At 38.1% G+C, this 25655-nt stretch carries 20 protein-coding genes; 12 read left to right on the top strand and 8 right to left on the bottom strand.

Going from position 1 to position 25655, the window contains the following annotated elements; genetic code table 11:
* Positions 1 to 255: 255 nt before the first annotated feature.
* On the top strand, positions 256 to 1842 hold the full coding sequence (locus tag ND2E_RS20665; protein WP_223303509.1) for an alkaline phosphatase: 1587 nt from the start codon (positions 256 to 258) through the stop codon (positions 1840 to 1842).
* Between the two features lie 62 nt (positions 1843 to 1904).
* On the opposite strand, the gene ND2E_RS20660 is transcribed toward ND2E_RS20665, so the two are convergent.
* The 5 genes from ND2E_RS20660 to ND2E_RS20640 all read right to left on the bottom strand — a co-directional run bounded on the left by ND2E_RS20660 (position 1905) and on the right by ND2E_RS20640 (position 9360).
* Positions 1905 to 3239, bottom strand: a complete 1335-nt coding sequence (locus ND2E_RS20660) for a sensor histidine kinase (RefSeq protein WP_033091908.1) — start codon at positions 3237 to 3239, stop codon at positions 1905 to 1907.
* Positions 3229 to 4581, bottom strand: coding sequence for a sigma-54-dependent transcriptional regulator (locus ND2E_RS20655; RefSeq protein ID WP_033091909.1), 1353 nt, complete (start codon positions 4579 to 4581; stop codon positions 3229 to 3231). The genes ND2E_RS20660 and ND2E_RS20655 overlap by 11 nt, the downstream gene beginning before the upstream one ends.
* 198 nt (positions 4582 to 4779) lie before the next feature.
* Complete coding sequence (locus tag ND2E_RS20650; RefSeq protein ID WP_033091910.1) at positions 4780 to 7272, bottom strand: ABC transporter permease; 2493 nt, start codon at positions 7270 to 7272, stop codon at positions 4780 to 4782.
* Positions 7269 to 8003, bottom strand: a complete 735-nt coding sequence (locus tag ND2E_RS20645; protein ID WP_033091911.1) for an ABC transporter ATP-binding protein — start codon at positions 8001 to 8003, stop codon at positions 7269 to 7271. Before ND2E_RS20645 ends, ND2E_RS20650 begins: the two co-directional genes overlap by 4 nt.
* Before the next feature lie 118 nt (positions 8004 to 8121).
* Positions 8122 to 9360, bottom strand: a complete 1239-nt coding sequence (locus tag ND2E_RS20640; protein ID WP_033091912.1) for an efflux RND transporter periplasmic adaptor subunit — start codon at positions 9358 to 9360, stop codon at positions 8122 to 8124.
* Between the two features lie 421 nt (positions 9361 to 9781).
* Between ND2E_RS20640 and ND2E_RS20635 the strand changes: the two genes are divergently transcribed.
* The 9 genes from ND2E_RS20635 (at position 9782) to ND2E_RS20595 (ending at position 22445) form a co-directional block, all read left to right on the top strand.
* Positions 9782 to 10210, top strand: coding sequence for a hypothetical protein (locus ND2E_RS20635; protein WP_033091913.1), 429 nt, complete (start codon positions 9782 to 9784; stop codon positions 10208 to 10210).
* Between the two features lie 22 nt (positions 10211 to 10232).
* Complete coding sequence (locus ND2E_RS20630; RefSeq protein ID WP_033091914.1) at positions 10233 to 10955, top strand: pseudouridine synthase; 723 nt, start codon at positions 10233 to 10235, stop codon at positions 10953 to 10955.
* Positions 10956 to 11105: 150 nt separating this feature from the next.
* Entirely contained in the window at positions 11106 to 11408 is a 303-nt protein-coding gene (locus tag ND2E_RS20625) for a hypothetical protein (protein WP_033091915.1), read from the top strand.
* Between the two features lie 65 nt (positions 11409 to 11473).
* Positions 11474 to 14101 (top strand): sensor domain-containing phosphodiesterase, encoded by a 2628-nt coding sequence (locus ND2E_RS20620; protein ID WP_223303495.1) that lies wholly within the window; start codon positions 11474 to 11476, stop codon positions 14099 to 14101.
* A 246-nt stretch (positions 14102 to 14347) separates the two neighbouring features.
* Positions 14348 to 18181, top strand: a complete 3834-nt coding sequence (gene putA, locus ND2E_RS20615; RefSeq protein ID WP_033091916.1) for a bifunctional proline dehydrogenase/L-glutamate gamma-semialdehyde dehydrogenase PutA — start codon at positions 14348 to 14350, stop codon at positions 18179 to 18181.
* Positions 18182 to 18334: 153 nt separating this feature from the next.
* Positions 18335 to 18811, top strand: a complete 477-nt coding sequence (locus tag ND2E_RS20610) for an Lrp/AsnC family transcriptional regulator (RefSeq protein WP_033091917.1) — start codon at positions 18335 to 18337, stop codon at positions 18809 to 18811.
* A 90-nt stretch (positions 18812 to 18901) separates the two neighbouring features.
* Positions 18902 to 19744, top strand: coding sequence for an HDOD domain-containing protein (locus tag ND2E_RS20605; protein WP_052056162.1), 843 nt, complete (start codon positions 18902 to 18904; stop codon positions 19742 to 19744).
* Positions 19745 to 20036: 292 nt separating this feature from the next.
* Complete coding sequence (locus tag ND2E_RS20600) at positions 20037 to 21461, top strand: sodium-dependent transporter (RefSeq protein ID WP_033091919.1); 1425 nt, start codon at positions 20037 to 20039, stop codon at positions 21459 to 21461.
* Positions 21462 to 21545: 84 nt separating this feature from the next.
* On the top strand, positions 21546 to 22445 hold the full coding sequence (locus tag ND2E_RS20595; RefSeq protein WP_033091920.1) for a class I SAM-dependent methyltransferase: 900 nt from the start codon (positions 21546 to 21548) through the stop codon (positions 22443 to 22445).
* A 34-nt stretch (positions 22446 to 22479) separates the two neighbouring features.
* Here the strand turns inward: ND2E_RS20595 and ND2E_RS20590 are convergent, their stop codons facing one another.
* Positions 22480 to 23349 (bottom strand): DNA ligase, encoded by an 870-nt coding sequence (locus ND2E_RS20590; RefSeq protein WP_081961938.1) that lies wholly within the window; start codon positions 23347 to 23349, stop codon positions 22480 to 22482.
* A 134-nt stretch (positions 23350 to 23483) separates the two neighbouring features.
* Between ND2E_RS20590 and ND2E_RS20585 the strand changes: the two genes are divergently transcribed.
* The gene (locus ND2E_RS20585; protein ID WP_033091921.1) at positions 23484 to 24014 is read left to right on the top strand and encodes a hypothetical protein; all 531 of its coding nucleotides are present in this window, start codon (positions 23484 to 23486) and stop codon (positions 24012 to 24014) included.
* 6 nt (positions 24015 to 24020) lie between these two features.
* On the opposite strand, the gene ND2E_RS20580 is transcribed toward ND2E_RS20585, so the two are convergent.
* Both ND2E_RS20580 and ND2E_RS20575 read right to left on the bottom strand, forming a co-directional pair.
* Complete coding sequence (locus ND2E_RS20580; protein ID WP_223303496.1) at positions 24021 to 24743, bottom strand: DUF3581 family protein; 723 nt, start codon at positions 24741 to 24743, stop codon at positions 24021 to 24023.
* Between the two features lie 96 nt (positions 24744 to 24839).
* On the bottom strand, positions 24840 to 25127 hold the full coding sequence (locus tag ND2E_RS20575) for a GIY-YIG nuclease family protein (RefSeq protein ID WP_033091922.1): 288 nt from the start codon (positions 25125 to 25127) through the stop codon (positions 24840 to 24842).
* A 54-nt stretch (positions 25128 to 25181) separates the two neighbouring features.
* Here ND2E_RS20575 and arfB point away from each other — a divergent pair, with 54 nt between their 5' ends.
* A complete protein-coding gene (arfB, locus tag ND2E_RS20570) occupies positions 25182 to 25595 on the top strand; it encodes an alternative ribosome rescue aminoacyl-tRNA hydrolase ArfB (RefSeq protein WP_033091923.1) in 414 nt (137 codons plus the stop codon).
* Positions 25596 to 25655 lie beyond the last annotated feature (60 nt).

Raw genomic sequence — 25655 nt, forward strand, 5'->3', positions numbered from 1 at the left:
GTTTAACTAATGAATTATGACAGCTGTCTTATAACACTGATTTGTTGATGTGAGTTTGTTAAATACGTGAAGCAAGACCTGTAGTATGTTGTTGGTAAATTCTAACGTTGGACTTATTAGTGTCATATAGCAGGCTTATACTTAGGGTAAATAAAGCAATACTTGATACTTATCTCGGAGAACTCTGTGTTTAACAGCAAACTACTCGTGCTTATTAGTGTTTCACTTGCCTTACTCGGCTGTAGTCACAATTTTATTGGCGATAACGCGGAAAATGTCGCTCAAGACAATAAAGTTAACAATGTCATTCTAATGATTGGTGACGGCATGGGTCCACAGCAAGTAGGTTTGTTAGAGGAGTTTGCCCGAAGAGCAAAGCACTCTACTTATAATCATAAGGGTAATCAAACTGCGTTAACCAAATTAGCAGAGTCAGGCCGCGTAGGTTTGTCGTTAACTGCGCCTTATGGTCAAGATGGTCACCTAGTAGTCGATTCTGCATGTTCTGCAACTCAGTTAGCAACTGGGGTAGCGGCTGGTTCTGAAATGATTGGTTTAGACGAACATGGCAATAAAGTACAAACTATTTTAGAAAGAGCTAAAGCTCAGGGAAAAGCAACAGGCTTAGTTTCTGATACGCGCATCACCCATGCAACGCCTGCTGCTTTTGCGGCACATCAAGCGCATCGTTCCTTTGAAAATGAAATAGCGGAAGAGCTTATTGAGTCAGGCAGTGTTGATGTTTTATTGTCTGGTGGCGCGAGACATTTTCTACCAAACGATATTAAATCAGACACAAGTGCACAGCAGCTGATGAAGGACTTGGGAGCAGCAAATGCACTTTATAACTCTTCTCAACGAAAAGATCAGCGTAATCTTATTATGGAAGCAAAAAATCAATACGGTTACAGCATTGCTTTTGATCAGCAGCAATTAGCGCAAGTTAACGGCGGTAAAGTACTGGGGTTATTTGCTAATTCAGCTATGGAAAATGGTATTGCTTATAGTGCTTGTAAAAAAGCAGCTGATTGCTCACAACCTTCGCTACGAGACATGACATTATCGGCATTAGAAATATTATCAAAAAATGAGCAAGGCTTTTTTCTCATGATTGAAGGAGGGCAAATTGACTGGGCTGGGCATATTAATGATACGGGTTGGATGTTACATGAGTTATTAAAATTTGATGAAGCCGTCAACGCAGTTTATGAATGGGTTAAAGATCGCAATGATACCTTATTAGTGGTTACGGCTGACCATGAAACGGGTGGTTTCGGCTTTAGTTATTCACGTAAGAATGTACCAAGTGCTAAAACTTTAACAGGTAACGGCATGGCAGGTCAGCAATATAAACCTAATTTCAATTTTGGCGCCTTAAATACTCTTGACCGCCTTTATCAACAGGAAGCCACCTTTTACGATATGATGAAACAAGTAAGTTATGATAGTTCATTTGTTAATACCAAAGCGGAGCAATGGTATGAGGTAATTAATCAATACAGTGACTTTAAGGTAACGTTAGCGCAAGCATTGGAGATTAGTAAACGTGAACCGAATGAGTATCATCAAGAAAACCACCGCTATTTATCAGCAGCAGAATTTCCTAAAATAAAGGACTTTAAAGAGTTTTATGTTTATGGCGATGATCTTCATGCAAATTTGATTGGCAGGGCTTTGTCGGCAGAGCAGAATGTTGTTTGGGGAACAGGGACGCATACGGCAAGCCCTGTACCCGTGTATGTCTTTGGCCCGTCAAGTATCACTAAACAATTTTCAACGATGCAGCATCATACTGAAATAGCTCAAAAAATGATGAAAGCCTTACTTCAGGATGAGCCATGAACTACCCGTTGTAGATGCTTTATTCTTTAATGGAGACAGCCAGCAAGTAGTTGATTAAAGCGCTAATGAACTTTTTTGTCAGCAGGCCAAGAGAGCGTAATTTTCGCACCATTTTTTGTGTTTTCTAAAATGAAATCACCACCATGATTGCGCGTGATTTCAGCACATAATGACAAACCAATACCTGAGCCGTGACTCTTAGTGGTATAAAAAGGTGTCAACGCATTATCAAGGTTAGCGAATCCTGGGCCATTATCGTTAATCTCAATGACTTGTTTGGTTTGTTGATATCCTTGAGAGCTTTCTTGTCGGTGATATAAACTGACTTGGATCTCACAACACTCTTCATCGCAAGCTTCTTGGGCATTTTTGAAAATATTAATCAGTATTTGTGCCATTTGCTGTTCGTCAGCATAACATTGACTACTGCCTTGATAACTTATTGTACAAGGCGCAGTGATCATCGCTTTTGCTTCATCAAGTAAATCATTAAAATCAAACCAAGTTGATTGTGGAGCCGGTAATTGGCTCAGTTGACTGTATTGTTCGATAAAGCTCAGCAAACGGTTACTGCGTTGTTTGATACGACTTAAGACCAACCGTACTTGCGCTTCATTGAAGCTGTCGTTAGATAGTAGCGTATCGGCCATGGATGCCATAGGCGTTAATGAATTACGTAATTCATGAGCTAATACTCTAATAAGATTTTGCTGAGTATTACTTTGTTGCTGATGTAATGGTTGAGAGATGTCTAAAGCGGAAAAGATGTGACATTTTTTTTGTTGAAAGAGGTAACTGATACTTTGGCATTGCCACTGCTGGTTGAATTGACTGTGGGTTAAGTTACCGTTTTCGAGTACAAAGCCTAAATCGGTAGCGGCAGTACCGACAAGCATAGGTTGCTGTATCTTGTCTTTCATGGCGATATTTCGATAACTTAACTGATTATTCTCATCAAATAAACACACAGGAATAGGCCACGAATCGAGGATATGACTCAGAACATTATCCAGTGTTTGGTTTTGTTGTAATTTATGTTCGTTACCCGTAGCAAGGGCAGATATTTCTTGCTGCAATTCTGCTAATAAATTGTCTGGATGTTGCACCTTAAAACGTAAATTTGTCTCCCCTTCGCGGATTACTTGCGTATAAGTTGTCAATTGCATAATGGCTTGTCTCCAGAAGTTATAACTACGCCAAGCAAGCCAGATAAGGGGATAACAGAGGAAAAAAACTAATGTGGCTGACGCCAATAGACTCCAACCAAGAGTAGATGTAAGCGCAATGACTAAGGACAATATAATCAATAAAGTACTGGATAAGCCAAAGATTAACCACTGTTCATGGCTCAGCTTTAAGCTTAACGGTTTGGGCGTTTTATTGATGTTATTCGGCATGATGAATGTCAAACTTCTCTAAACGTCGATAAAGTGCATTACGAGAGATATCCAGTAGTTTCGCTGCTTCTATCACTTGACCTGAGGTGACTGACATTGCTTTTTCAATTAACTGTTTCTCTGCTTGTTCAAGGGGTTGTAAGGTAACTGAATCATTAGCGCTATCGGTATTTTCTAACACTAATTGTTGTGCTGTTATTTCGCCGCTACTTGTGAGTAAAACAGCACGTTCTATCACATGACTGAACTCTCGAATATTGCCTGGCCAATTGTGTCGCTTTAACTTACTGAGCGCACACGGACTGATAATTAAGGTTTGTTTATGATACTTTTCACTAAACTTAGCGATAAAGCAATCAGCTAAAGCTGAAATATCTTCAAGTCGTTCGCGTAATGGCGGTATAGTAATAACAATAGTATTTAATCGGTAAAGAAGGTCTTGACGGAATGCTTGTTCGCTGACTAATTGATTGAGATTAGCATTAGTTGCACTAATTAAGCGAACATCTGCTACTTGTGTTTGGCTTGAGCCTAAAACCTCATAGTGGCCTGTTTCTAATACTCGTAACAATTTAGGCTGAAGTGTTAGTGGCAAGGATCCTATTTCATCAAAAAACAAAGTTCCTTTGTCCGCTAATTGAAAGCGACCTACTCGGTTTTGCTTGGCATCAGTAAAAGCTCCTTTTTGATGGCCAAAGAGTTCACTTTCAAATAAATTATCAGGAATTGCCGCCATATTAACCGCGATAAGCGGAGCTTGATGTCGCGATGACAACTGGTGAACTCGTTCAGCGAGCAATGATTTACCCGTGCCATTTTCACCTAAAATTAAGATATTGGCATCTGTAGGTGCAATTTGCGCGATAAGCGTTTCAATAGCTTGCATACTTTCTGATTGACAAATCCAAGCTTTTTTATTGTCGTTGGCGAGTAATTGTCGGTAACCTTGGTTTTGTACTTTGACTCGTGAAAAATTTAATTGCTGTTTAATACTATTTAATAGCTTAAGTTTATTCCACGGTTTCTCGATAAAGTCATTGGCGCCTTTTTGTAAGCCCTCTACTGCCAATTCAATTGAGCCCCAAGCCGTCATTAAAATCACTGGAATATTTAATGGTTGTAATTGTTCTAAAATGGCTAAACCTTCTTGACCGCTGGTGGTATCTCGAGAGAAATTCATATCTAACAAGACTAAGTCTGGCTGTTGCCGGTTGCTTTCTATGATGATTTCTTTAGCGTTAGCCGCTTCGATAACCTGATATCCCTGTGCACTGAGTAATAAGTTCAATGCTAAGCGGATGTCTTCATCATCATCAGCAATTAAAATGGTGGCGTTTTTCATTGAGTTTTCCATAAAATAAAGCGGGTCTTTAGCTAATAAAAATATAAATAATAGTAAGGTAAATAAAAGTGAAGGAAATGGGCTAATCCATTTTCTTCACTTTACGCTAGGAATTGTCCTTTAGGTATGACCTCTTAGGGTATTAGTATGACAATTATTTTAGTGTTTTGGCTAGTGTAAAAAATCATAGTAATAAATTTACTCTTCTCGTAAAGCTTGCATAGGGTCACTGCTAATCACTCGCCATGCCGGCATAATGACTGACAAAATAACAATAATCACTAAAACGGCATCTAAAGAGGCCATGGCTAGCCAGTTAAAATCAGGTAACATTTCTAAGCTTTGTGATATTTTTTGATAACCAAAAACAGAAATAATAAAACCTAGCCCTAAACCTACCACTAACATTGACAAAGCATCCTTCAAAATAAAGTTTACCAATTTAGCTTGTTTGGCGCCCGTTGCCATGCGAACAGCAAGTTCATACTTTCGGTGGTTTGTGGTCATTTGTGTTAATCCCGCAACACCAATAGCAGCAAGAAACAGCGTTAAACCTGTCATCGCAAGCACTATCCATAAACTCAGCCGTTGATTTAATGTCTGCCTCTGCCAAATATCCTTTAATGATTGTACGGTTAAATTAGTTAACCGTGGGAATTGACGCTTAACTTCGCTTTCTAACATTGCTGGAGTAAGGGTTCTTCCTGCAGGTAACATCACAGTAAATTGCATAGTAGAGCCAGGTCTTATTCGATGAGAGTACACCGAAGGTAAATCTATTGTTTCGGCACTACCTGTTTGACTTAACGTATTGGCTACCACCCCAGTAACAATTGATGGCGGCGTTGAACCGTCGGGACTCATTTGAATCGTTTTACCGATAACCTCTTGGTAACTTAAATTTGAAAATAAGGTCTTGGCCATATTCTCATCGATAACAATTCTATCTTCATCATTATCTATTTGGGCTTGGCTGACATTCGCCCCTGCTAACACGGGGATATTAAAGGTTGAAAAATACTCTGCCCCTAAGGTTTTTATTTGGTGAATAACACGCTCTCCTGACGCCTCATCACGAAAGGCATTGACACGTAAAGAGTCAGATAAAGGACCATAATTAGGGATAATAACTTGGCTATTGCTTACTTCTTGTTCTATCAGGTTTGATATACTATCAAGAAATTGTTTAGCTTCACTTTTGCCGTAAGAATCAAAGGTGTTCAATTGAGTGATATATTCTTCATCACTAACCGTTACGCCAATTTCATAACTATTACCAATGTCGTAACCCGTATCTTGATATACCGCTTGATAACTTTGCATTGCTATCATTACAGATGCGGTCAGTAATATTGATGCAATTGAAAGTTGCACTATCATTAATGCTCGACTTAACCATTGATTACTTTGTGCTTGTATTCCTTTGCCACTGCTATTTAAGTTATTGCCTAGCGCCTGTTTATCTATATCGACCAAGGCAAGGGCGCTAAAGAGTGCACTAAGCACAAAAATAATGGCGATTGAGGCGAGCATGGTGGTGCTATTAATGCTGATGGCGTCGATCATTGGTAAACTATCACCAGCAATCAACGGTAAACTTTTTATTGCCCAGCCCGTGACCAATAAACCTGTGATGGCTGCTAAAATAAAACTAGGTAGGTTTTCAAGTAATACTAATAATCTTACTTTGGTTAAGCTTGCACCTAAACTGAGTTGAATAGCAAATTCTTTTGTTCTTCCTTGATAATGTGCGATGAATAAATTGAGTAAATTAAGGGTTGCCATTAATAATAGCCCAATAACCGCGGTAAATAATGCGATAAGTAAACTTTCAGTTTCACCCAACATGTTGCTTCGGTAGCTACTGCCTTTTGCTTCTTTTGTTGTATTATTCATGAAGTCCATAAACATTTGCACCTGATCACCATCGACGTTTCGGGTGACATAATCTTCTAACCAGGCATCAACTTGTGCTTGCGATGGCAATTGCGCTTGGCCATTTGCAGATTTTAAAATCAGAGTATCAATATCGTTACTAATGTTACCGACTGAGTCAGTTTGTGTTTTAACTTTGGCTAAATTGGCGATAAACCAGACTTGTTGTGGCAACACTGCACGGGTACTTTTTATCGCCATGACATCTTCAATAACCCCAGCAATAATATATTGTTGATTGGTGATAGTGATTTGTTTACCTATGACTGATTTAACGCCAGCATAAGCATTTTCCCAAAGGCTCTTTGAAATCCATACATATTGTTCTGTCGACTCAAGAGTGACATTATCGCCGAATAATAATTGACTACCCAATACTGAAAGAATATTACTTGAAGCATCATAACGGGTCGTGGCAAACGTTGTATTGTTTACTACAACATCTTGCTCTGAAGGTGCAACTCCAGCCCATTCACCTAAGTCGCTAAATTTCTCGCCAAAGTCGGCTAAGCGGTTCATATTCCAATAGGAAACACTTAAGGTATCTGACATTTTGAAACGATAGTCTAAAGTTTGTAATAGTGCCTCATTTTTAACGCCTTGCAATGGTTGATAGAGCAAGGTTGATGAAATTGAAATAACACTCAACACTGCCCCTAACGTTAAGCCAAGTGTCAAAATTAGCGGAACACTTAAGCGAGGTAATGAAAATACTCGAATTATGCCTTGGTATAAGGATTTCTTGAATAAACTCATGCAACCCCCTGTAATGATTTTTCATTGTTCTCACGTTGTGGACTGAGCCCCGCATTAATCTCTGAAACAATTTGACCATCGAGCAATTGAATTTGACGACTAGCACAACGTGAATATCGACTATCATGAGTTACCATGACAATGGTAGAGCCATCTTTATTAAGTTGCTCTAAAAGTGACATGACTTGGTCACCATTCTTACTGTCTAAATTACCTGTTGGCTCATCAACTAGAATCAAATCAGGTTTACCGACAAGTGCGCGAGCGATTGCAATACGTTGTTGCTGCCCCCCTGATAATTGATTCGGCCGATAATGCTGGCGGTGTAACATATCAACTTGTGTTAATACGGTTTCAACGCGCGTTTTTATTTCGCTTTTTGAACAACCTCTATGCTCAAGTGGCAAGGCAACATTCTCAAATACTGTCAGGCTATCTATTAGGTTGAAGGACTGAAAGACATAGCCAATATGCTCATTACGAATTTGTGTGCGTTGGTCTACTTTTAAACCTGCTGTTGAAATATTGGCGAGTTGGTAGGCTCCTTCAGTCGCTGAGTCCATCAAACCCATGATAGAAAGCAATGTTGACTTACCACAACCAGAAGGACCTGTAATAGCGACAAACTCTCCTTGATTGATTTTTAAACTAACACCTTGTAGTGCATGAGTTTCTATTTGCTGGCTGTCGTAACGTTTGTGGATATTTGACATAGTAACTATATTTTTCATGGGGTGTTCCTTAATTTTTTTAGCTGTTGACTTGCAGCTTCATTGTTATTTTTATACGTTTTCAAAATGCGTTCGTTGTCTAATGACGGCTTGCGTATGCACTGGTAATTCATTGCAGCTATTCAATTATCTGAAGTTGTGGATATTTACTGTATTTTTGTGTGTCGCTACTGACGAGTAAGTCGCCAGGTTGTAACCCTGAAGTGATCACTAATTTATTTTTTGACAATGGGCCAAAAGTGACATCTCTCTGAATTAATGTATTACTCGTATCGCGAACAAACAGGCTTTGTTTGCTGCGCGGGCGCAAACCTGGTACTTGCTGTATATAGTGAGCTCCTTGTTGATGTCTAACAAATACTTGTGCTGAAATTGATAAAGCAGGGCGGGCATTAGAAGTAAGCTCTTCATCGATGACGGCTTCTGCGAGCACTGAGCCGCTATTAACAACACTTTCGATGCGCGTTATATGGCCCTTGATAATGCCCTTTTGGGTATCAATTAATACAGGGGCATTAATATCTATTTGGTCAGCTTGGTTTTGTGGTAAGCGTAAACGAGCAATCAATACTTCATCGCTTCCTACTTTTGCTAACGATTGACCTAATTGAACACTTTGACCTAATTCAATTTCTAAGGTTTGCAATGAGCCATTAATCCCCGCCTTTACCTTCATATCGTCAAGTTGCTGCTCAAGTAAATTAACTTGTGCATGTTGCTGCTTGATGGTGATATCGCGCTGGGTTAGCTGGTGACTTTGCATTTCGATAAATTGTTTATATTTTTTCTTTTCAAAATCAAGTCGTTTACTTTCTTGTTTTACCGCTAGTTTAGCACGTTGTAATTCTATTTTAGAGGAAACACCTAAGTCCATCAGGTTCATGTTCACTGAAAGCTCAAGTTCGGCTTTTTCAATTTCAGCTTCAATATCCGCAATACGACCTTGATAGTTTAAACGCTCACTTTGTTGTTCATATTTAAAGGCTTCTCTTTGCGCTAACTGCTGAGCGAGTTGCCCATTGGCAGCATTAACTTCTTGTACTAACTTAGGGTTTGATAAACGCAAAATTATAGTTTCAGGGGTAACTTTAGTACCTGGTCGAACTAAAATTTCTGATACTTTGCCTAATGCAGGCGCAGTTAAAAGGCGTTCTTTTGCAGAAGCAAATTCTCCGTAAGCATTCGCAAAAATATCTAAATCGCCTTGAACCACTGTTTGAAAGCTTAAGTCTTGCAGAGGAATTGATTTTGTTGCTTTACCACTGACGCTATAACCGGCGTAACACAGTACTAGTGAGAAGCTGACAATGATGCCCCACTTTTTCCAAGGCTGTTTTTTCGTTAATGCTATTTTCATATATGTTCACTGTTATCTTTAATTGATGATAAAGATAATGAAATAACTGTGCCAAGTATTTAAGTTCTTTAAAATCAGTTGGTTATGGTTTTTGTGCTTTTTTTTATATCTCAGCTTGTTCGCTTTTAACGGGGGATGTTCGGAAGTAACTATAGTTGGGTTATAGATTACTGATTTATTTTCCCCTCTTAACTTATCTCTATGGTTATCATTATTTGCTTTTGTAATGTGCTGTAATGTTATCCAATTACTTTGTGGAGTAGTTTAATGGCAACACTTTACTGATTTTGGGTGAACAAGCTGAAGTTTGTAGGCAACGCGGTTATGATATGGGCTAAAATGAATAGCGATTAAAATTGTGGCTGAGGTGTCTTAAGCAATAGTCTGCAATTTTGAAAAATATAAGATAAAGAGTAAAAAGATGACCGAAACGCTACCGATAACAATAACCGCAAACAAGGCTTTAGTTGATAAATTTAACAACATAACGTCAGTGACTAACAAGCTGGAAGCGCAATTTAATTTTCAAACGTTAACAGCCAATTGGTACGGCGATGAAGAGAGCATTTTGACTATTCAATTATCCCTAGAAACACCAGCAAGTTTTGCTCAATGTAAAAAATCCTTGAGTCGGTCATCGGATAGTAGCGTTAACATTCATCACTTTTCTGATGATGTCATTTGTTGTTTTGATGAGAGCTTTCAGCAATTGCTGTGTACGATTGCAATAACAGCATCAGAAATGGATTTATTAGTCACTCAACCAGCAGTACTCGCTGGCTATATTCAGGCTAAATTACGAAAAGTTCTTAATTTAATTGCACAGCAGCAATCTTTGGCTAGTATCTAAGTAATGAGTTTCTTTAAATAATATGGCTATTAATACCGCGCGGTTAGACCGTTTGATTAGTGATTTATGCCAAATTAATCGTAAAAAAGTGAAGTTGATTTTAGCGCAAAAGCGCGTGTATGTTGATGGCGCTATAGCAACTGATATTGCTCAGCTTGTAAATCGATTTTCGCACATTGTTTTGGATGGTGATGTGCTTCAGGCGAATCAAGCTCACTATATTATGCTGAATAAGCCGATTGGTGTGGTTTGTGCGACCAAGGATGAAAAGCATAAAACAGTGATTGATTTACTAACAGAACAATATGAGCAAGAAATTTTAGACAGTTTGCATATTGTTGGACGACTGGACCTCAATACGTCAGGACTTGTACTACTGACAAATGATAGTCGTTGGTCTGAGCGGCTGACGTCACCTGAGCACAAGGTCTCTAAATGTTACCAAGTGACACTCGAAAATGCATTGACAGCAGATTATGTTGATGCCTTTGCAAAGGGGATGTATTTCTCTTACGAGAAGATAACGACCAAGCCAGCAACTTTGCTTATTGTTTCTCAATTTGAAGCACAAGTAATGTTAACGGAAGGGCGCTACCATCAAATAAAGCGAATGTTTGGACGTTTCAGAAATCCGGTTGTTGCATTGCACCGTCACTCAATAGGCAGAATAACGTTAGATAAATTACTCAAAGACGGTGAAAGTAGAGCGTTAAATATATCGGAAGTAACCAGTATAAATTGTTAAGTTATATGATTAAAAATTCAGCTGTAAAAGTGTTGTTTTGTAGTAATTAATTGATATTCTTAATAACTATTTAGCCTCTCGCTATTTGGTCTTGCTTGGGTATAATAGTTTGCAGTAACAAGTTGTTTCTTAATGTAATGGAATAGTTAAATGAATAAAATAGTTTTAGTCGTGGTACCTTTTATTGGCTTGTTATCAAGTTGTTCAAGTGTAGATAATGTTTGTGAAGATGTGACTTTAGCATCAGAGCAAATTCAAGAATGCCAAGCTTTACATAAACGCATTATCAATACTAAGGGTGACGTGCTGATCCGTACTGAATTAGAGCGTCGTTATCAGCAAGATTGTATTGATATACGTTACTATCGAGATGAAAAACAAGCGGCTATTTGTGGTAATAAACATAGAGTAAAAGAAATTAGTAAGGCAGCTAAAGTCGACGCACAGCAATAAGTAACTTATTCTTAATAGTTGTTTTATAACGTACTGATAGATGTATGAATAAATAATTAAACGGTATGGTAATTTTGAAACCAGAAGAGCAACAGGCTATCACAACTCAAGAAGCAGAACAGCTAATACTTGCCAAGGAGGCAAGCATTGCTGATCTTTCTGGCAATGTTGATTTTCTAGAGAAAAAAAATGCTGACTTACAAGCTCGCTATACCGCACTCTTTAAATTAAACCAACTGTCTCAAGACTGCGATGATCTTGAGAGCTTTTACCCGCAAGTGCATAGTACTATCGCTTCATTAATGACCGCGAAAAACTGCTTTATTGTACTGTATGATCAAACTTTTGAAACCTTAGAATTTGTTTATTTTCTTGATGAAAAGGATGAAAAACCGGCAGGTATCATTGATTATCAAGATTATGAGGGCTCATTTACAAATTTAGTTATTGAATCAAAGCAGCCATTATTATTAACGCCAGAATTAGAGAAGCAGTTATTTGAACATTATAAAATCAAACAGTTTGGTTCTCGTGGGACCGACTGGTTGGGGGTTCCATTACTGCAAAATGGTTTAGTAATAGGAACCATCACAATACAAAGTTATGATGAAAAAATTCGTTATAACGACAGTGATTTGAACTTACTTACGTTCGCGGCCCAGCATGTTGTTGGTGCTATGGTACGTTTACAAGATCAACAACGTTTAAAAAATGCGGTTAATGCGCGTACCAAAGAATTGATGGCTCAAATTCGCGAACGGGAAAAGTCAGAGTTATTGCAAGAATCATTATATCGTATCTCAGAATTAACGACTGATATTGAGCTCGATATTGATACATTTTATAGCAAGGTTCACAACATTATTGGTCAGTTGATTAATGCTAAGAACTTCTATATTGCTAAATATGAAAAAGATACAGATACCTTACGCTTTTCTTATTATGTCGATGAAAAATCATCTAGTTTAGCCAAAGACTTTAAACCGAGAAAACTTTCAAATCGATATTCTGAGATAGTATTACGGCGTCGTGAAACGGTATTACTTACCTACCAAGAAATGATGGCACTCCACCTTGAAGGAGAAACTAAAAAGCCACAAGATGACATTCACTCTTGGCTAGGCGTACCGTTAATTTATTCAGGTCAGTTACTAGGTGTCATGGTTTTACAGAGTTATTATTATAAAACCACCTACAATCAACAAGATGCCGAATTACTCAACTTTGTCTCTAACCATGTATCGGCAGCTATTAAACGTCGAGAGCTTGCTGATTTTGAAAGACGAAGTCATGAGTTATTAGAGCAGCAAGTTAAGCTAAGAACACTTGCGCTTGAAGATGAAATTACCCATCGTAAACAAGCGGAGAAACTATTAAAACACACCGCCGCTCATGATAGCTTGACTGGTTTACCTAATCGAACAGTATTCCTTGATTTACTTAATCATGCCATTGCCTGTGCAAAACGCAAAGATGACTTTTCTTTCGCCGTTTTATTTTTAGATTTAGACCGCTTCAAAGTAGTTAATGATAGTTTAGGACATCATGCTGGCGATGTATTGTTGAAAATAATAGCACGAGAATTATTGGCTATTGTTCGAAAAGTAGATACGGTTGCTCGTTTAGGCGGCGATGAATTTGTTATTCTAATCGAAGACTTGCAAAGTAATGATGAAGCCTTTGAAGTAGCTGAACGTATCACCACATTCCTTCAACAACCTTTTACCATAGATAATCAGTTAGTTTACACAGGGACTAGTATAGGAATTTCGTTTAGTAATAAACGATATACCGATGCTGATACTATGCTTAGAGATGCCGATACTGCTATGTATCATGCTAAGGATAATGGCAGAGGGCGCTATGAAATTTTTGACGACAGTATGCATCAAAAAGTACAGAATGCTTTAAGCCTTGAAGCGGACATTCGAGAAGCGATTGCTTGGCAGGAGTTTATTCCTTATTTCCAACCAATTATTAAACTTGATGATCAAAAGCTTAAAGGTTTTGAAGCACTGGCTCGATGGAAAAGCACTAAACGTGGGTTTGTTTATCCGAATGATTTTATTCCATTGGCTGAAGAAACTGATTTAATTAAAGAAATAGATATCCAAATCATCGAAAAATCTTGTCAACAGTTGAAACGTTGGCATGAAGAGTTAGGCTGTGACGACCTTTACGTTAGTTGTAATTTATTTTCTAAGCAGTTTTTTAGTAACAGTTTACCGCAAGACATTGAAAGAGTATTAAAAAAGACTGGTTTGGCTCCTCATCATCTCCGTGTAGAATTGACGGAACGTGCCTTATTAGAAAATGCCGATATAGTGCTGACTAATATGCAAGCATTGAAAGATATGGGCGTGAAAATATTACTTGATGATTTTGGCACTGGCTACTCAAGCCTAGGCTATTTACATCGTTTTCCTATTGATGTGCTGAAAATAGATCGCTCCTTTATCAGTAATGTCGACGAGCATAATAATCATCGTGCCATTATTAGGACCATTGTTGATTTGGCTCATAACTTACAAATGTCTACCGTTGGCGAAGGTATTGAGAGCTGTGCTGATGCCGAATTGTTGCAACAAATGGATTGTGTTTATGGGCAAGGTTACTACTTTGCCAAGCCTATGTCATCTCAAGATACAAATGATTATATAATTCAAAAATTATATTACTCATCAGATCCATAAATAATAATTCTCTGATCTCCCTTATAGAGTTTAAAAAAATATTTTGCAGTTTTTTATACTGCTAATTTTCTAAAATGCCATATAAAAGGGTATAAAAGCCTGAAAATAACCAGCACATCCTGTGGTGGTTATCCTAGAATGCGCACATAAATTCAATACTATTATTTACTAATAATATGCTTGTTAGTGGAAATAAAGACTATAACTAAAGCAGGATTATTACCTGTCGCATTTTGAGGAAACGTTATGCTATTTACTGGTTCATTGATTACAGATTGTCCGATAAGACAAAAGATTCGTGAGTTCTATCGCATTGATGAAAATGTTGCCGTTGATCATATTTTACCTGCTGCCGAAGTAAATGTTAGTGCAAGAAGTCGTGCTTGGGAACGAGCGCGAAAAATGGTATTAAAAATACGTCAAGATCAAGAAGGCAATGGTGCAATCGATTCATTGCTCAATGAATATTCACTTTCTTCAGAAGAAGGTGTGGTATTGATGTGTTTGGCTGAAGCTTTATTACGCGTGCCTGATAAGCATACTCAAGATGAGCTTATTCGCGATAAAATTTCTCAAGGGCAGTGGAGCTCACACTTAGGTGCAAGTGACTCTTTATTTGTAAATGCTTCATCGTGGGGCTTATTACTTACCGGCTCTATGGTTGACTATGCAGATAAGCGTAAAAAAGAACAATTTGGTTTACTCAAGAAAACTGTTGGTCGTTTAGGCGAGCCTGTTATTCGTAAATCAATGAATTATGCTATGAAAATAATGGGCAAACAGTTTGTTATGGGGGAAACCATTGAAGCTGCTACTGAACGTGCCTCTACTAAAGAGCAGCAAGGTTATGTTTATTCATACGATATGCTAGGTGAAGGGGCGCGTACTATGGCTGATGCCAGTATTTACCTTAAAGCTTATCAAGATGCCATTACTGCTATTGGTGAAGTTGCTGTTGCGTCAGGTAAGAATGACCCACGTAAAGTGCCAGGTATCTCAATTAAACTTTCTGCTATCCATTCACGTTACGAGTTCTCTCATAAAGAGCGTGTAATGACAGAAATAGTTCCTAAACTAAAGGCACTCTGTTTACAAGCTAAGCAATACAATATTGGTTTAACGGTTGATGCTGAAGAGTCAGAGCGTTTAGATATTTCATTAGATATTATCGAAGCGGTATTTTCAGATAGCGATCTTGGTGACTGGCAAGGTTTTGGTATAGCTCTACAGGCATATCAAAAACGCGCAATTCATGTTGTTGATTGGTTGCGTGACTTAACATTACGTACTGAACGAAAAATGATGGTTCGCCTCGTTAAGGGAGCTTATTGGGATACTGAAATTAAAAATGCTCAAAAAGATGGTCTGACTCACTTTCCAGTCTTTACCCGTAAGTCGTCTACCGATGTTTCTTACCATGCTTGTGCCAATAAATTATTGGAATATCGCGATACCATTTACCCTCAATTTGCTACCCATAATGCCTACACGGCAGCAACTATTGTTGAATTAGCGGGTGATGATAAGGCTGGTTTCGAATTTCAATGTTTACATGGCATGGGGGATTCTTTGTATGACCAAATTGTTAAAGAAGAAAGTATTCAGTGTCGAATTTATGCACCCGTAGGTCATCATGAAGACTTACTTGCCTATTTGGTACGTCGCTTGTTAGAAAATGGTGCTAACTCCTCTTTTGTTAATGCAATTGTTGATGAGAGTCAACCGGTTGAGTCATTACTGGAAGATCCGGTAGAAAAAACGCAACGCCTCAAAGCCAAGTATAATAATCAAATCATCATGCCCATTGACCTGTATCGTGGTGAAGAGAAAGATGAAAAAGGTCGGGATAATTCAAAAGGCCTAGATCTAACAGATATTAATGAATTAATCCCACTCAAGTCGTCGTTAGATAATTGGTTTGTTGATCATCTCTTAAATAAAAATGAGTTGCCTGAAGGTGTCAATGCGGTAATGAACCCTGCAAATCGTAGTGAAATTATTGGCTTCCATCGCCATGCAAGCCACGATGAAATGTTAGTGATGATAGATAATGCTGAAGCTGCCTTTATAACTTGGTCAAAAACACCTGCAGTAGAGCGTGCCGCCTTACTTTCTCGCATTGGTGATATATTAGAGCGTCATATGGATGAGCTCATTGCAATGTGTATCAAAGAAGCGGGTAAAGTTGCTCAAGATGGTATTGATGAAGTACGCGAAGCTGTTGATTTCTGTCGTTACTATGCGGCGCGTGCCATAGAATTAAGTGAAGATGAAAGATTAGAGGCTCGCGGTGTGGTGTTATGTATCAGCCCGTGGAACTTTCCTCTGGCGATTTTCTTAGGACAAGTTGCTGCGGCAATTGCTACAGGTAATACTGTTTTAGCAAAACCTGCAGAACAAACAGGCTTAATTGCACTTCGAGCGATAGAGTTGATGAAGTCAGTTGGATTACCTGAAAACGTAGTGCAAGCCGTTATTGCCCGCGGTAGTGCCGTAGGAAATACTATTATTCCTGATAGCCGCATTCAAACAGTTATGTTTACCGGCTCTACAGAAACGGGTACTCGAATTTCACAAACTCTCGCAGACCGTGGTGGCGATCAGGTGCCACTTATTGCTGAAACGGGTGGTCAAAACTGCATGATTGTCGATTCTACCGCTTTACCAGAACAGGTTGTTGATGACGTTATTTCATCAGGTTTTCAAAGCGCAGGCCAACGCTGCTCAGCGTTACGTGTCCTCTTTTTACAAGAAGATATTGCGGATAATGTCATTACTATGCTCCAAGGTGCGTTGGCTGAATTACACATTGGTAACCCCGCAAAATTAAGTACCGATATTGGTCCTGTTATAGATCAAAAAGCTCTTGATGCACTCAATGCTCATGCTGACTATATGAAATCACATGGTAAATTGTTATATCAATGTGAATTCTCTGAGGATGTTGTTGATGAAGATGGCCACTTCTTCTTTGCGCCACGTTTGTATGAAATTGATAACATCAGTGTGTTAAAGCAAGAAGTATTTGGCCCTTGTGTACATATTGTACGCTTTAAAGGCAATGAAATTGAAAGCGTTGTCGATGAAATTAATGGCACTGGTTTTGGCTTAACCATGGGGATTCATACGCGTATTGAACATAGAGCTATTAATTTAGCTAAATCATCACGTGCAGGTAATATCTACATAAACCGTAATATGATTGGTGCTATTGTTGGTGTGCAACCCTTTGGTGGAAGAGGCCTTTCTGGCACAGGTCCTAAAGCGGGCGGGCCACATTATTTAACACGTTTAGTGAAAGAGAAAGCAACACCCAATGAAGATGATTTCAACTTTCCTGCAGATAAAGTGATGACTTTATCTGGTGATGCTGCTGAGAATCATCAAGCAAATCATTTAATGGATAAAGCTAATTGGGCGGAGAAGGCGTGGCGTTCAACAGAGTTAAATACTAGAATTTCGTGTGTTCGCCAATTATTAGCTAAAATAGCGCATGTTGAAATTGTTGATGATTTAGCTGACGATTTAAACCATACCCTCGTTTTAGCACGTACACAGCTTATCGACATTGAAAAACGTTTGAAAAAGCCACAAGAATTACCGGGTCCAACGGGGGAATCAAATGTTCTTTATTTAGAAAATCGCGGTAACATTATTTGTTACGCAGATGAGAATGTCAGCTTCCATTTCTGGGTGCAATCCATAGTTACCTCATTGGCCACGGGTAATACTGTTATCGCTGTTGTTTCTGATTTGTTTTATCAAGAAGCACTGGAATTTAGAGATAAATTTGTTGCGACAGGCGCAGGTAAAGATGTCTTTCAAGTAGCGAAACAATGCCATTTAGGAGCCATGCTAGCTCACCCCGCTTTATCGGGGGTGGTTGTTGATAGTGGCTGTGAAATTAAACATTATATTAGTGAGAAACTAGCATTACGTCACGGAGCTATTTTACCGGTAATAACCTCTGAATATTTTGATACTATGATTCAGCGCTTGGTAACTGAAAAAACGGTTAGTATTGATACTACTGCTTCAGGAGGCAACACATCATTGATGACTTTAGTCGAAGAAGATTAAATAGTCTGAACACCTGAATGCTAGTCAATGCTTTAGGGTTTGAATAAATAAAACGCGAACGAATACTTTAAAGTATCGTTCGCGTTTTTTTTACTATTTTTACTGAGTTTACTATGGCAATATCACTTAACTTCCCTACTAAGTAGTGTGAACATGAGTAATAACAAAACAAAACCCTTAGATCGTATTGATCTGATGATCCTTTCTACCTTACAAGCTGACGGCAGGATTTCAAATGTCGATCTCGCAAAAAAAGTAAATTTGAGCGCTAGCCCTTGTTTAGATAGAGTAAAACGCTTAGAAATGGAAGGCTATATAGAGCGTTATGGTGCTTTTTTAAATGCTAGAAAATTGAACTTTGGTATGAGTGCATTTGTTCAAGTAACCTTAAGCAGAACAACGTCAGATTCTTTTAAACTCTTCAATAAAGAAGTGCTTACTATAAAAGAAGTTGTTGAATGTCATTTAGTAGCAGGTGGCTATGATTATTTATTAAAAATACGATTTGCTGATATCGAAAGCTATAGACTTGTTTTAGAAAAGATTGGTGGCCTCACTGATATTGCGCAAACAAGTACTTATATAGTAACTGAACATATCAAGCAAGATGGCGGCTTACCGTTTAATTAAGCTGGCGGGTTTTACTAATATTTACAGAGTTTACATTGATGAGGGTCACTTTACGCCTCTCGTTTAAAGGATTAACTTCTAAGGATGATAATGAACGCACATGATTATGCATTACAAGCTAACGGCTCGTTTGCTTTACCTGACGCTTGTTTTAAAGTAAAAGCATTAATGGCAGATGAGAGTTCTGAAATTTCAGATTTTGCTGATGTTATTGGTATAGACCCATCGATGACTTCGCGTTTGTTACAAATTGCCAACAGTGCCATTTATAGCTTCCCTGGTGAAATCAGTACTATCTCGCGTGCTATTACCATCATTGGCACACAAGCCATATATAATATGATGTTAGTTGATGTCGCGGCGACTGCATTTAAGCACTTTGAAAACCAAGCCATTGATTTAAAGCGCTTTTGGCGAATGAGTGTTTATTGTGGGCTGGTGTCGAAAAATTTATCTATTTCTGCCGGTATACGCGATATCGAACGCTTATTCGTAGCGGGATTGTTGCAAAACTTTGGAGAACTACTCGTTGCTAAAATAAACCCAGAAGTTGCTCAGCAATGTGAAAAATATGATAAAACTCAGCTGCCGTGGCAATTGCAAGAAAATGTGTTGGGTTTTACTTATACAGACATCTCTGCGGACTTATTAAAAATCTGGCAAATTCCTGAAAAAATAATTTTACCCATTAAGCACTTCAATGCTGCATCCTCTATCGAGATTAATAAAGATGTAAAAATCTTGAATTTAGCTTCTAGATTAGCGCTTATTGATAGCCATGGCGAAGAGTTTTCATATGCTGATGTAATTGATGAATCGTTCTGCCAACCACTGGGTTTAACTGTAGATGACTTGACTCAAGCTGCTGAATTTGCTGAGAAAGAAGCAACTAGTATTTTAGCTATTATGAATCCAAAACTATTTTCAAAATAACGTAAAGCGGCTTAGTTTAGGCTAGAAAAACAGACTATAAATAATTAACCTCATCTTTAACAGAGAGTATTCACTGGCAAGTGAGCAAATAAGAAAGTCTGGATGATTTGTAAGCGGAGGAATCTTAACATTACAAATCATGAGTGTAAGCAATTCAACTTTACAGATTTACACATTGTTATTTGTTTGGTAAAAGTAAAGCTTAGCTAAAAAGAAGACAAAGCTAAAAAAGCTTGTTAGCATCAAATGATCTAATTTATCGCGTTATCATAATAATTATAAAAGGGTAAGTATGTCAGCTTCTAGAGAGCATTTTAGCTCACGAATTGGCTTTATTTTAGCCGCTGCAGGCTCTGCAGTAGGTATTGGTAATTTAGTGGGGTTTCCGGTAAATGCCGCTAAAAATGGTGGCGGTGCATTTTTATTAATGTATGCGTTATTTGTTTTTCTTATATGTTTGCCTGTGATGATTGCTGAAATGGCCGTTGGGCGCAATACGGCTAAAGAGCCTGTAGGAGCATTCAAAACCTTGAGTCAAGGTAGCAAGTTGTGGGGAGCAGCAGGTTTTTTAGGGGTATTAACTCCTTTTATGATAGCTGTTTTTTATATGGTTATCACGGTCTGGATATTCGGCTATATTGCCTTAACGGTAACAGGGCATTTAGATTACTTAGCAAGTGCCGAGGGATTCGGCGAGTTTATTAATAGCCCTTATTTATATATAGCTCTGATCGGTGTTGCAGGGATCGTGAGCTTTATTTTGGCGGCAGGGGTAAAAGACGGTATTGAAAAAGCTGCAAAAATACTAATGCCGGCATTGCTTGTAATGCTCATTTTAATGGTGCTATTTGTATTATCTCTTGATAATGCTTTGGCAGGGGTTACTTTTTTCCTGGTACCTGAGATAGACAAAATAACACCGAGTGTTGTTAATGGGGCTTTGTCACAAGCTTTTTTCTCGTTGTCTTTAGGAATGGGAATATTAATAACCTATGGCTCATATATAAATAAACAAACCAATATCCCCAACTCCGCTAAGTTAGTGGCTATTACTGATACTAGTGTGGCATTTATTGCCGGTTTGATGATTCTACCAGCGGTCTTTTCATTTAATCCGGAGGTTAACCCAAGTGAGCTAAGTGATAGCTCAGTATCATTAATTTTTACCTTCCTGCCTAAAATATTTTTAGCATTGCAAACCTCATTAGGTTATGTCGGCGCTAGTGCCGTAGCTACATTCTTTTTCTTATTAGTCTTTTTTGCTGCGATTACTTCTTTGGTTTCCATTATTGAAGTACCTGTTTCATATTTAGTCACTGAGAAAAAACACAGTCGTAAAAAAGCATTAGGTTACTTAACTGTGACTGCAGGTGTTTTAACTTTATTTGCAACGGCTTCTTTTGGTATGGTGTCATTTTTCACTGAATTTACCTCGTATGCTGGCGGTACTAAGTCGTTGTTTGATGTCATTTACGATGTGTTTTATGACACTATTCTTCCTCTTAATGGCTTTTTGTTGTGTGTTTTTGTTAGTTACCGTTGGAAGAAAAAGCAGTTATCTGAAGAATTAAGTATAGGTAACGAAAACTACAAAGGTTCCTGGGTAGAAAAGTATATTAACTTTTCATTAGGGACTTTTATTCCTGTGATTGTGCTGCTTATTTTTGTTAATACCGTGGCAACAAAGTTTTTTGCTGCTAATCTCTTTGGATTCTAACTAAAACATTTAAACGATATAAACGCCGAATAGTAAATGTTATTATTCGGCGTTTTTTATTATTAATTACCTGATATTTTAGCCATGATAGAACATATTTCCAGCACAGACTTTACCGACGCTCAACGATTATTTCATGGGCGTGGACACGCCTATCCCAATTTAAGTCATGTCAATGTCGATTGGCTTTCTCCTGTTATTCTGATTACCTTATATCAAGCGGTCGATAGCAACTGGCTAGCAGAACAAGCGGCTGCACTTAAAGGTTTGATTAAAGAGTGTCGCTCGGTGCAAGTACAACATCGTTATGAAAAATTTGCTCCTACTGAATTATTATTAGGAGAATCCATAAGTAATACTATCGTTCGTGAGCAAGGACTGAATTATCATATTGAGTTTGGCAAAGCACAAAATAGTGGTTTGTTTTTGGATATGAGTAATGGCAGGAAATGGTTAAAAGAGCGTTCAGAAGGAAAAAGTGTACTTAATCTTTTTGCTTATACTTGTGCTTTCTCTTTAAGCGCCATTGCGGGCGGTGCTACTAAAGCAGTTAATATCGATTTAAGTAAAGCGTCATTAAGTAAAGGTAGAGAAAACCATCAACTTAATCAGCTGGCAAAGAAGCAAGGTAAGCAGGTAGTTTTTGAAGGGGTCGATATTTTTAAATCCAATAGCCGGATCAAAAAGTATGGTCCCTATGATATCTTAGTGTGCGATCCCCCGTCATTTCAAAAAGGGAGTGTAAATATTCAACGCGATTACGCTAAAATCATTCGCCGTATTCCACAGTGGATGAATCCGGGGGCTACTTTGATGTTATGTTTAAATTCACCGGATTTAGATGAAAACTTTTTAAAAGCAGAGGTTGCGCGAGAATGTTCAGATTGTCATTTTGAACAACGTCTTGAAAACCCTGAAGTATTTAAGGAAGCGCATGAAGGGAAAGGCCTCAAAGTGCTTATATTTACTTTTCAGCCGAAATAACAGGACAGTGTGAGAGGATAAATGGGGCTGTTAATTATTCAGTTGTTTTGATTCGCCAAAAACGGGCAAACCTTGGTATACCCGCTTGTGTTAGTCCATTATATTTAAACGTTATGATAGAGCCAATTTGGGGCGGATTGGCTCGCTGAGCATCACTAAAACCTGATCCTATCTTGAAAATTATTCCATTGCTTGTTTTTACTTGAATTGCACCAAGTTGATTTTGGTACTTTCCTTTTCCTTCGCTGTAACCAATTACCGTTGCTTCAGCATCTTGAAATTTCTTCAGTTTCATTAATGCAGGATTTCGACCTTTTTGATAGTGAGCACTGGCGAGATGTAACATTAGGCCCTCACCTTGAACCGCGATGACTTCATCAAGCTTTTGCTCTAGATCACTTAAGTTTTTAAGTTTCACCTGATTGATCATGGCTAAGTAAACCGATGGGTTTTGCATTACTAACAGTCGCATCTTCTTTACACGCTCATTGAAATCCCCTGAATGTTCAGGAAGATCAAACATCATAAAGCGGACATCTCTCCAGCAACTGGTGGTTTTATTCTCAACCGGTACTTGCTTTTTTACACAAGAAAGTAGCAGCTGAAATTTATACCTGCCAAGCCATAATTCTCCGTCCATAGGAAGTTTTGGCCAGTGTTGTGTAAACCAACTAGGGCTGTGAATTATATTCCCTTGGCGGGAGAGTAATTGTTTTCCATCCCAATAGCCGCGCATGCCGTCAAGTTTTTCAGAAACATAATACTGACTAATGTCATCGACCTTTTGGTAGCTCACGCCATGTTGAATATTAGGCTTTAATTTGTAAGGCGTTTGTTGTGCAGCTATAGACCAGTGAATTGATAAAATGCAGGTCAACAAAGTCTGTAGAACATATTTATTCATCACTAAACTCCCTTTAATGATACTTGGTAAAAGGTAAAGTCTAGCCTATATTTAAAAAATGGAGACTTTAGATACTAAAGTTATTTGCCAAGTTTTATTTGGCGAAGTTATTTACATTAGCAAGGATTGCTATCATGAGAAACCTTACCTTTCCTACGATTCTATATACCGGTGTGGTGATTTTATTATTGATTTTTAGTGCAAATACATTTGCTAAAAAAAGGTGTAAACCTCTATTAGAAAAACTGCATAACGCTCAAATGATGCAACGTAAAAGCTACTCTTTAAAAAGAGGACAAGCTTTGCGCGTAAAGGAAGATAAAGCGAGAGAAAAGTGGTGGCAGTGTGAAAATAGCTCTTTGTCTGCCTTTAAGTCGAAATATGGAACAAAAAAAAAGAAAAGTAAAAAGCAAAAGAAAAGTACTGCCCATTATGCCAAGTTAAATAAGATAACACTCAAGCCAATGAAGAAGGTGGCAATATTTAACCAAGATAGTGCAATAGTGATTAAATCAAAGTATCAGGGAAATAAAAGGCTGGCTTGGTTGCAGTTTTATCAGCAACCTCTTAAGTGCCAGCGACCTAAAAATATTAACGTTTTTGCTTTTTGTAGCGAGGACAAATTACAACAGCAAGAGACATTTGAGCAGAAGTATACTCAGTAAATTACCTTATGCTTGATAATTCTTTTTACTATCACGGTATTGATTTACCATAGTGTCAATCGTTTCTTGCTCATAGCTACGCAAGCCACTCAATAGCATATGTTTCTTACCATGGCCGATAACTTTATCATTTGATAACAAATCAAATTCAAGCCACGCATCACCGCGTTTTCCTTCAATTAATAAACTCGTTTTCGCTAATTGTAAGGTAACGGTGTCAGCTTCTAAGGTATGTAAATCAATAGACATTGATTGATACATTACCATTGGACGAGCAGGGTTAATCATCACGCTATTATCAGCCATTAGTTTCACTAAAATATCTGGAAAAGTATGACCAGAAAAATCTACATAGGCTTTGGTCAGCGCATTAATCAGAGCTGGCTCATGTGTTTTATCGCCACTAACATGAACACTTAAGCACGTTTTATCTTTATCATCTTTGATGTTAAAACTATTATCAATGTTTTGAGGGAAGGTAAGATGGACATCATCACTAACCATGCCTGAAAAATCGAAGGTCATTTTTTTGTGTAGACCTGACTTGGCGATTATTATTGAAAATAGTAAATCCCCTGGCACACAAAAACGTTTAGCATCAATATTATGTAGAGGGTTAAAGTCATCCGCTACTTGTTTCGCAAAATCGCTGCCTTGCTGGCGTGTAAAGCTGATTCTATCAGCACTAATGGGACAATAATTCTCAATAAACATTTCTTTAATAGACATCTTTGCAACTTCAGTTGGTGAGTAAACGACATTCGACCGCAGCATTCTAACAGTACTTTAGTGTGAAATCGAAAAAAAGTGCATAAACCTAGCTGATCAGACCTGCTTGGTTTGGCTATATTTACTTACTAACTGTTCTTTTTTTGCTTTGGTTAGGTGACGAATTTGGTACTCTCTTTGACATGCAGTACTTTTATTATCGCTCTCCTCTAGATAAGCCAAGCGCACGGGACGTCTTGCTCGGGTATATTTTGCACCAAGTTTACTGTTATTATGTTCATCAATGCGACGAAGGATATCTGTGGTAACACCTGCGTATAAGCTATTATCGCTACAACGCAAAAAGTAAACCCACCAGGTGTTCACCTTGTTTTTCTCTGTCATAAAACGTGATAATTACTAGTATCAATGTGAAAGGTATCTAAATGGTAAATAAAAGTGCTTGAGATATCAAACAATGTCCATTTAGCTGATTGGGAAATAGAGCTTAGCGCTATACGAGCAATGGGTAATGGCGGCCAGCGTGTAAATAAGGTGGCAACAGCTATTCATTTAAGATTCGATATTAAACGATCTTCTTTGCCGGCGGCTTATAAAGAAAGGTTACTAGCCTCTAAAGATAGTCGAGTGACTAAAGAGGGGGTGGTGATTATTAAAGCGCAAAATTTTAGAACACAAGAAATGAATAAAGACGATGCGCTAAAACGATTGAAAGAGTTCATTAAATCGGTAATGGTTGTACAAAAAATACGACGAGCGACCAAGCCAACGAAAGGCTCAGTGCAAAGACGATTAACCGGTAAGGCCAATCGTAAGGACATCAAAAAAACACGAAAAAAAGTACAGTTCTAGTGAAAAATATCTGTTAGAAAAGTCCCATTAAAAACAAAAAAGATTAAACCCTAATAAAAA

The sequence above is a fragment of the Colwellia psychrerythraea genome (genome assembly GCF_000764225.1).
Classification (GTDB): domain Bacteria; phylum Pseudomonadota; class Gammaproteobacteria; order Enterobacterales; family Alteromonadaceae; genus Colwellia; species Colwellia psychrerythraea_D.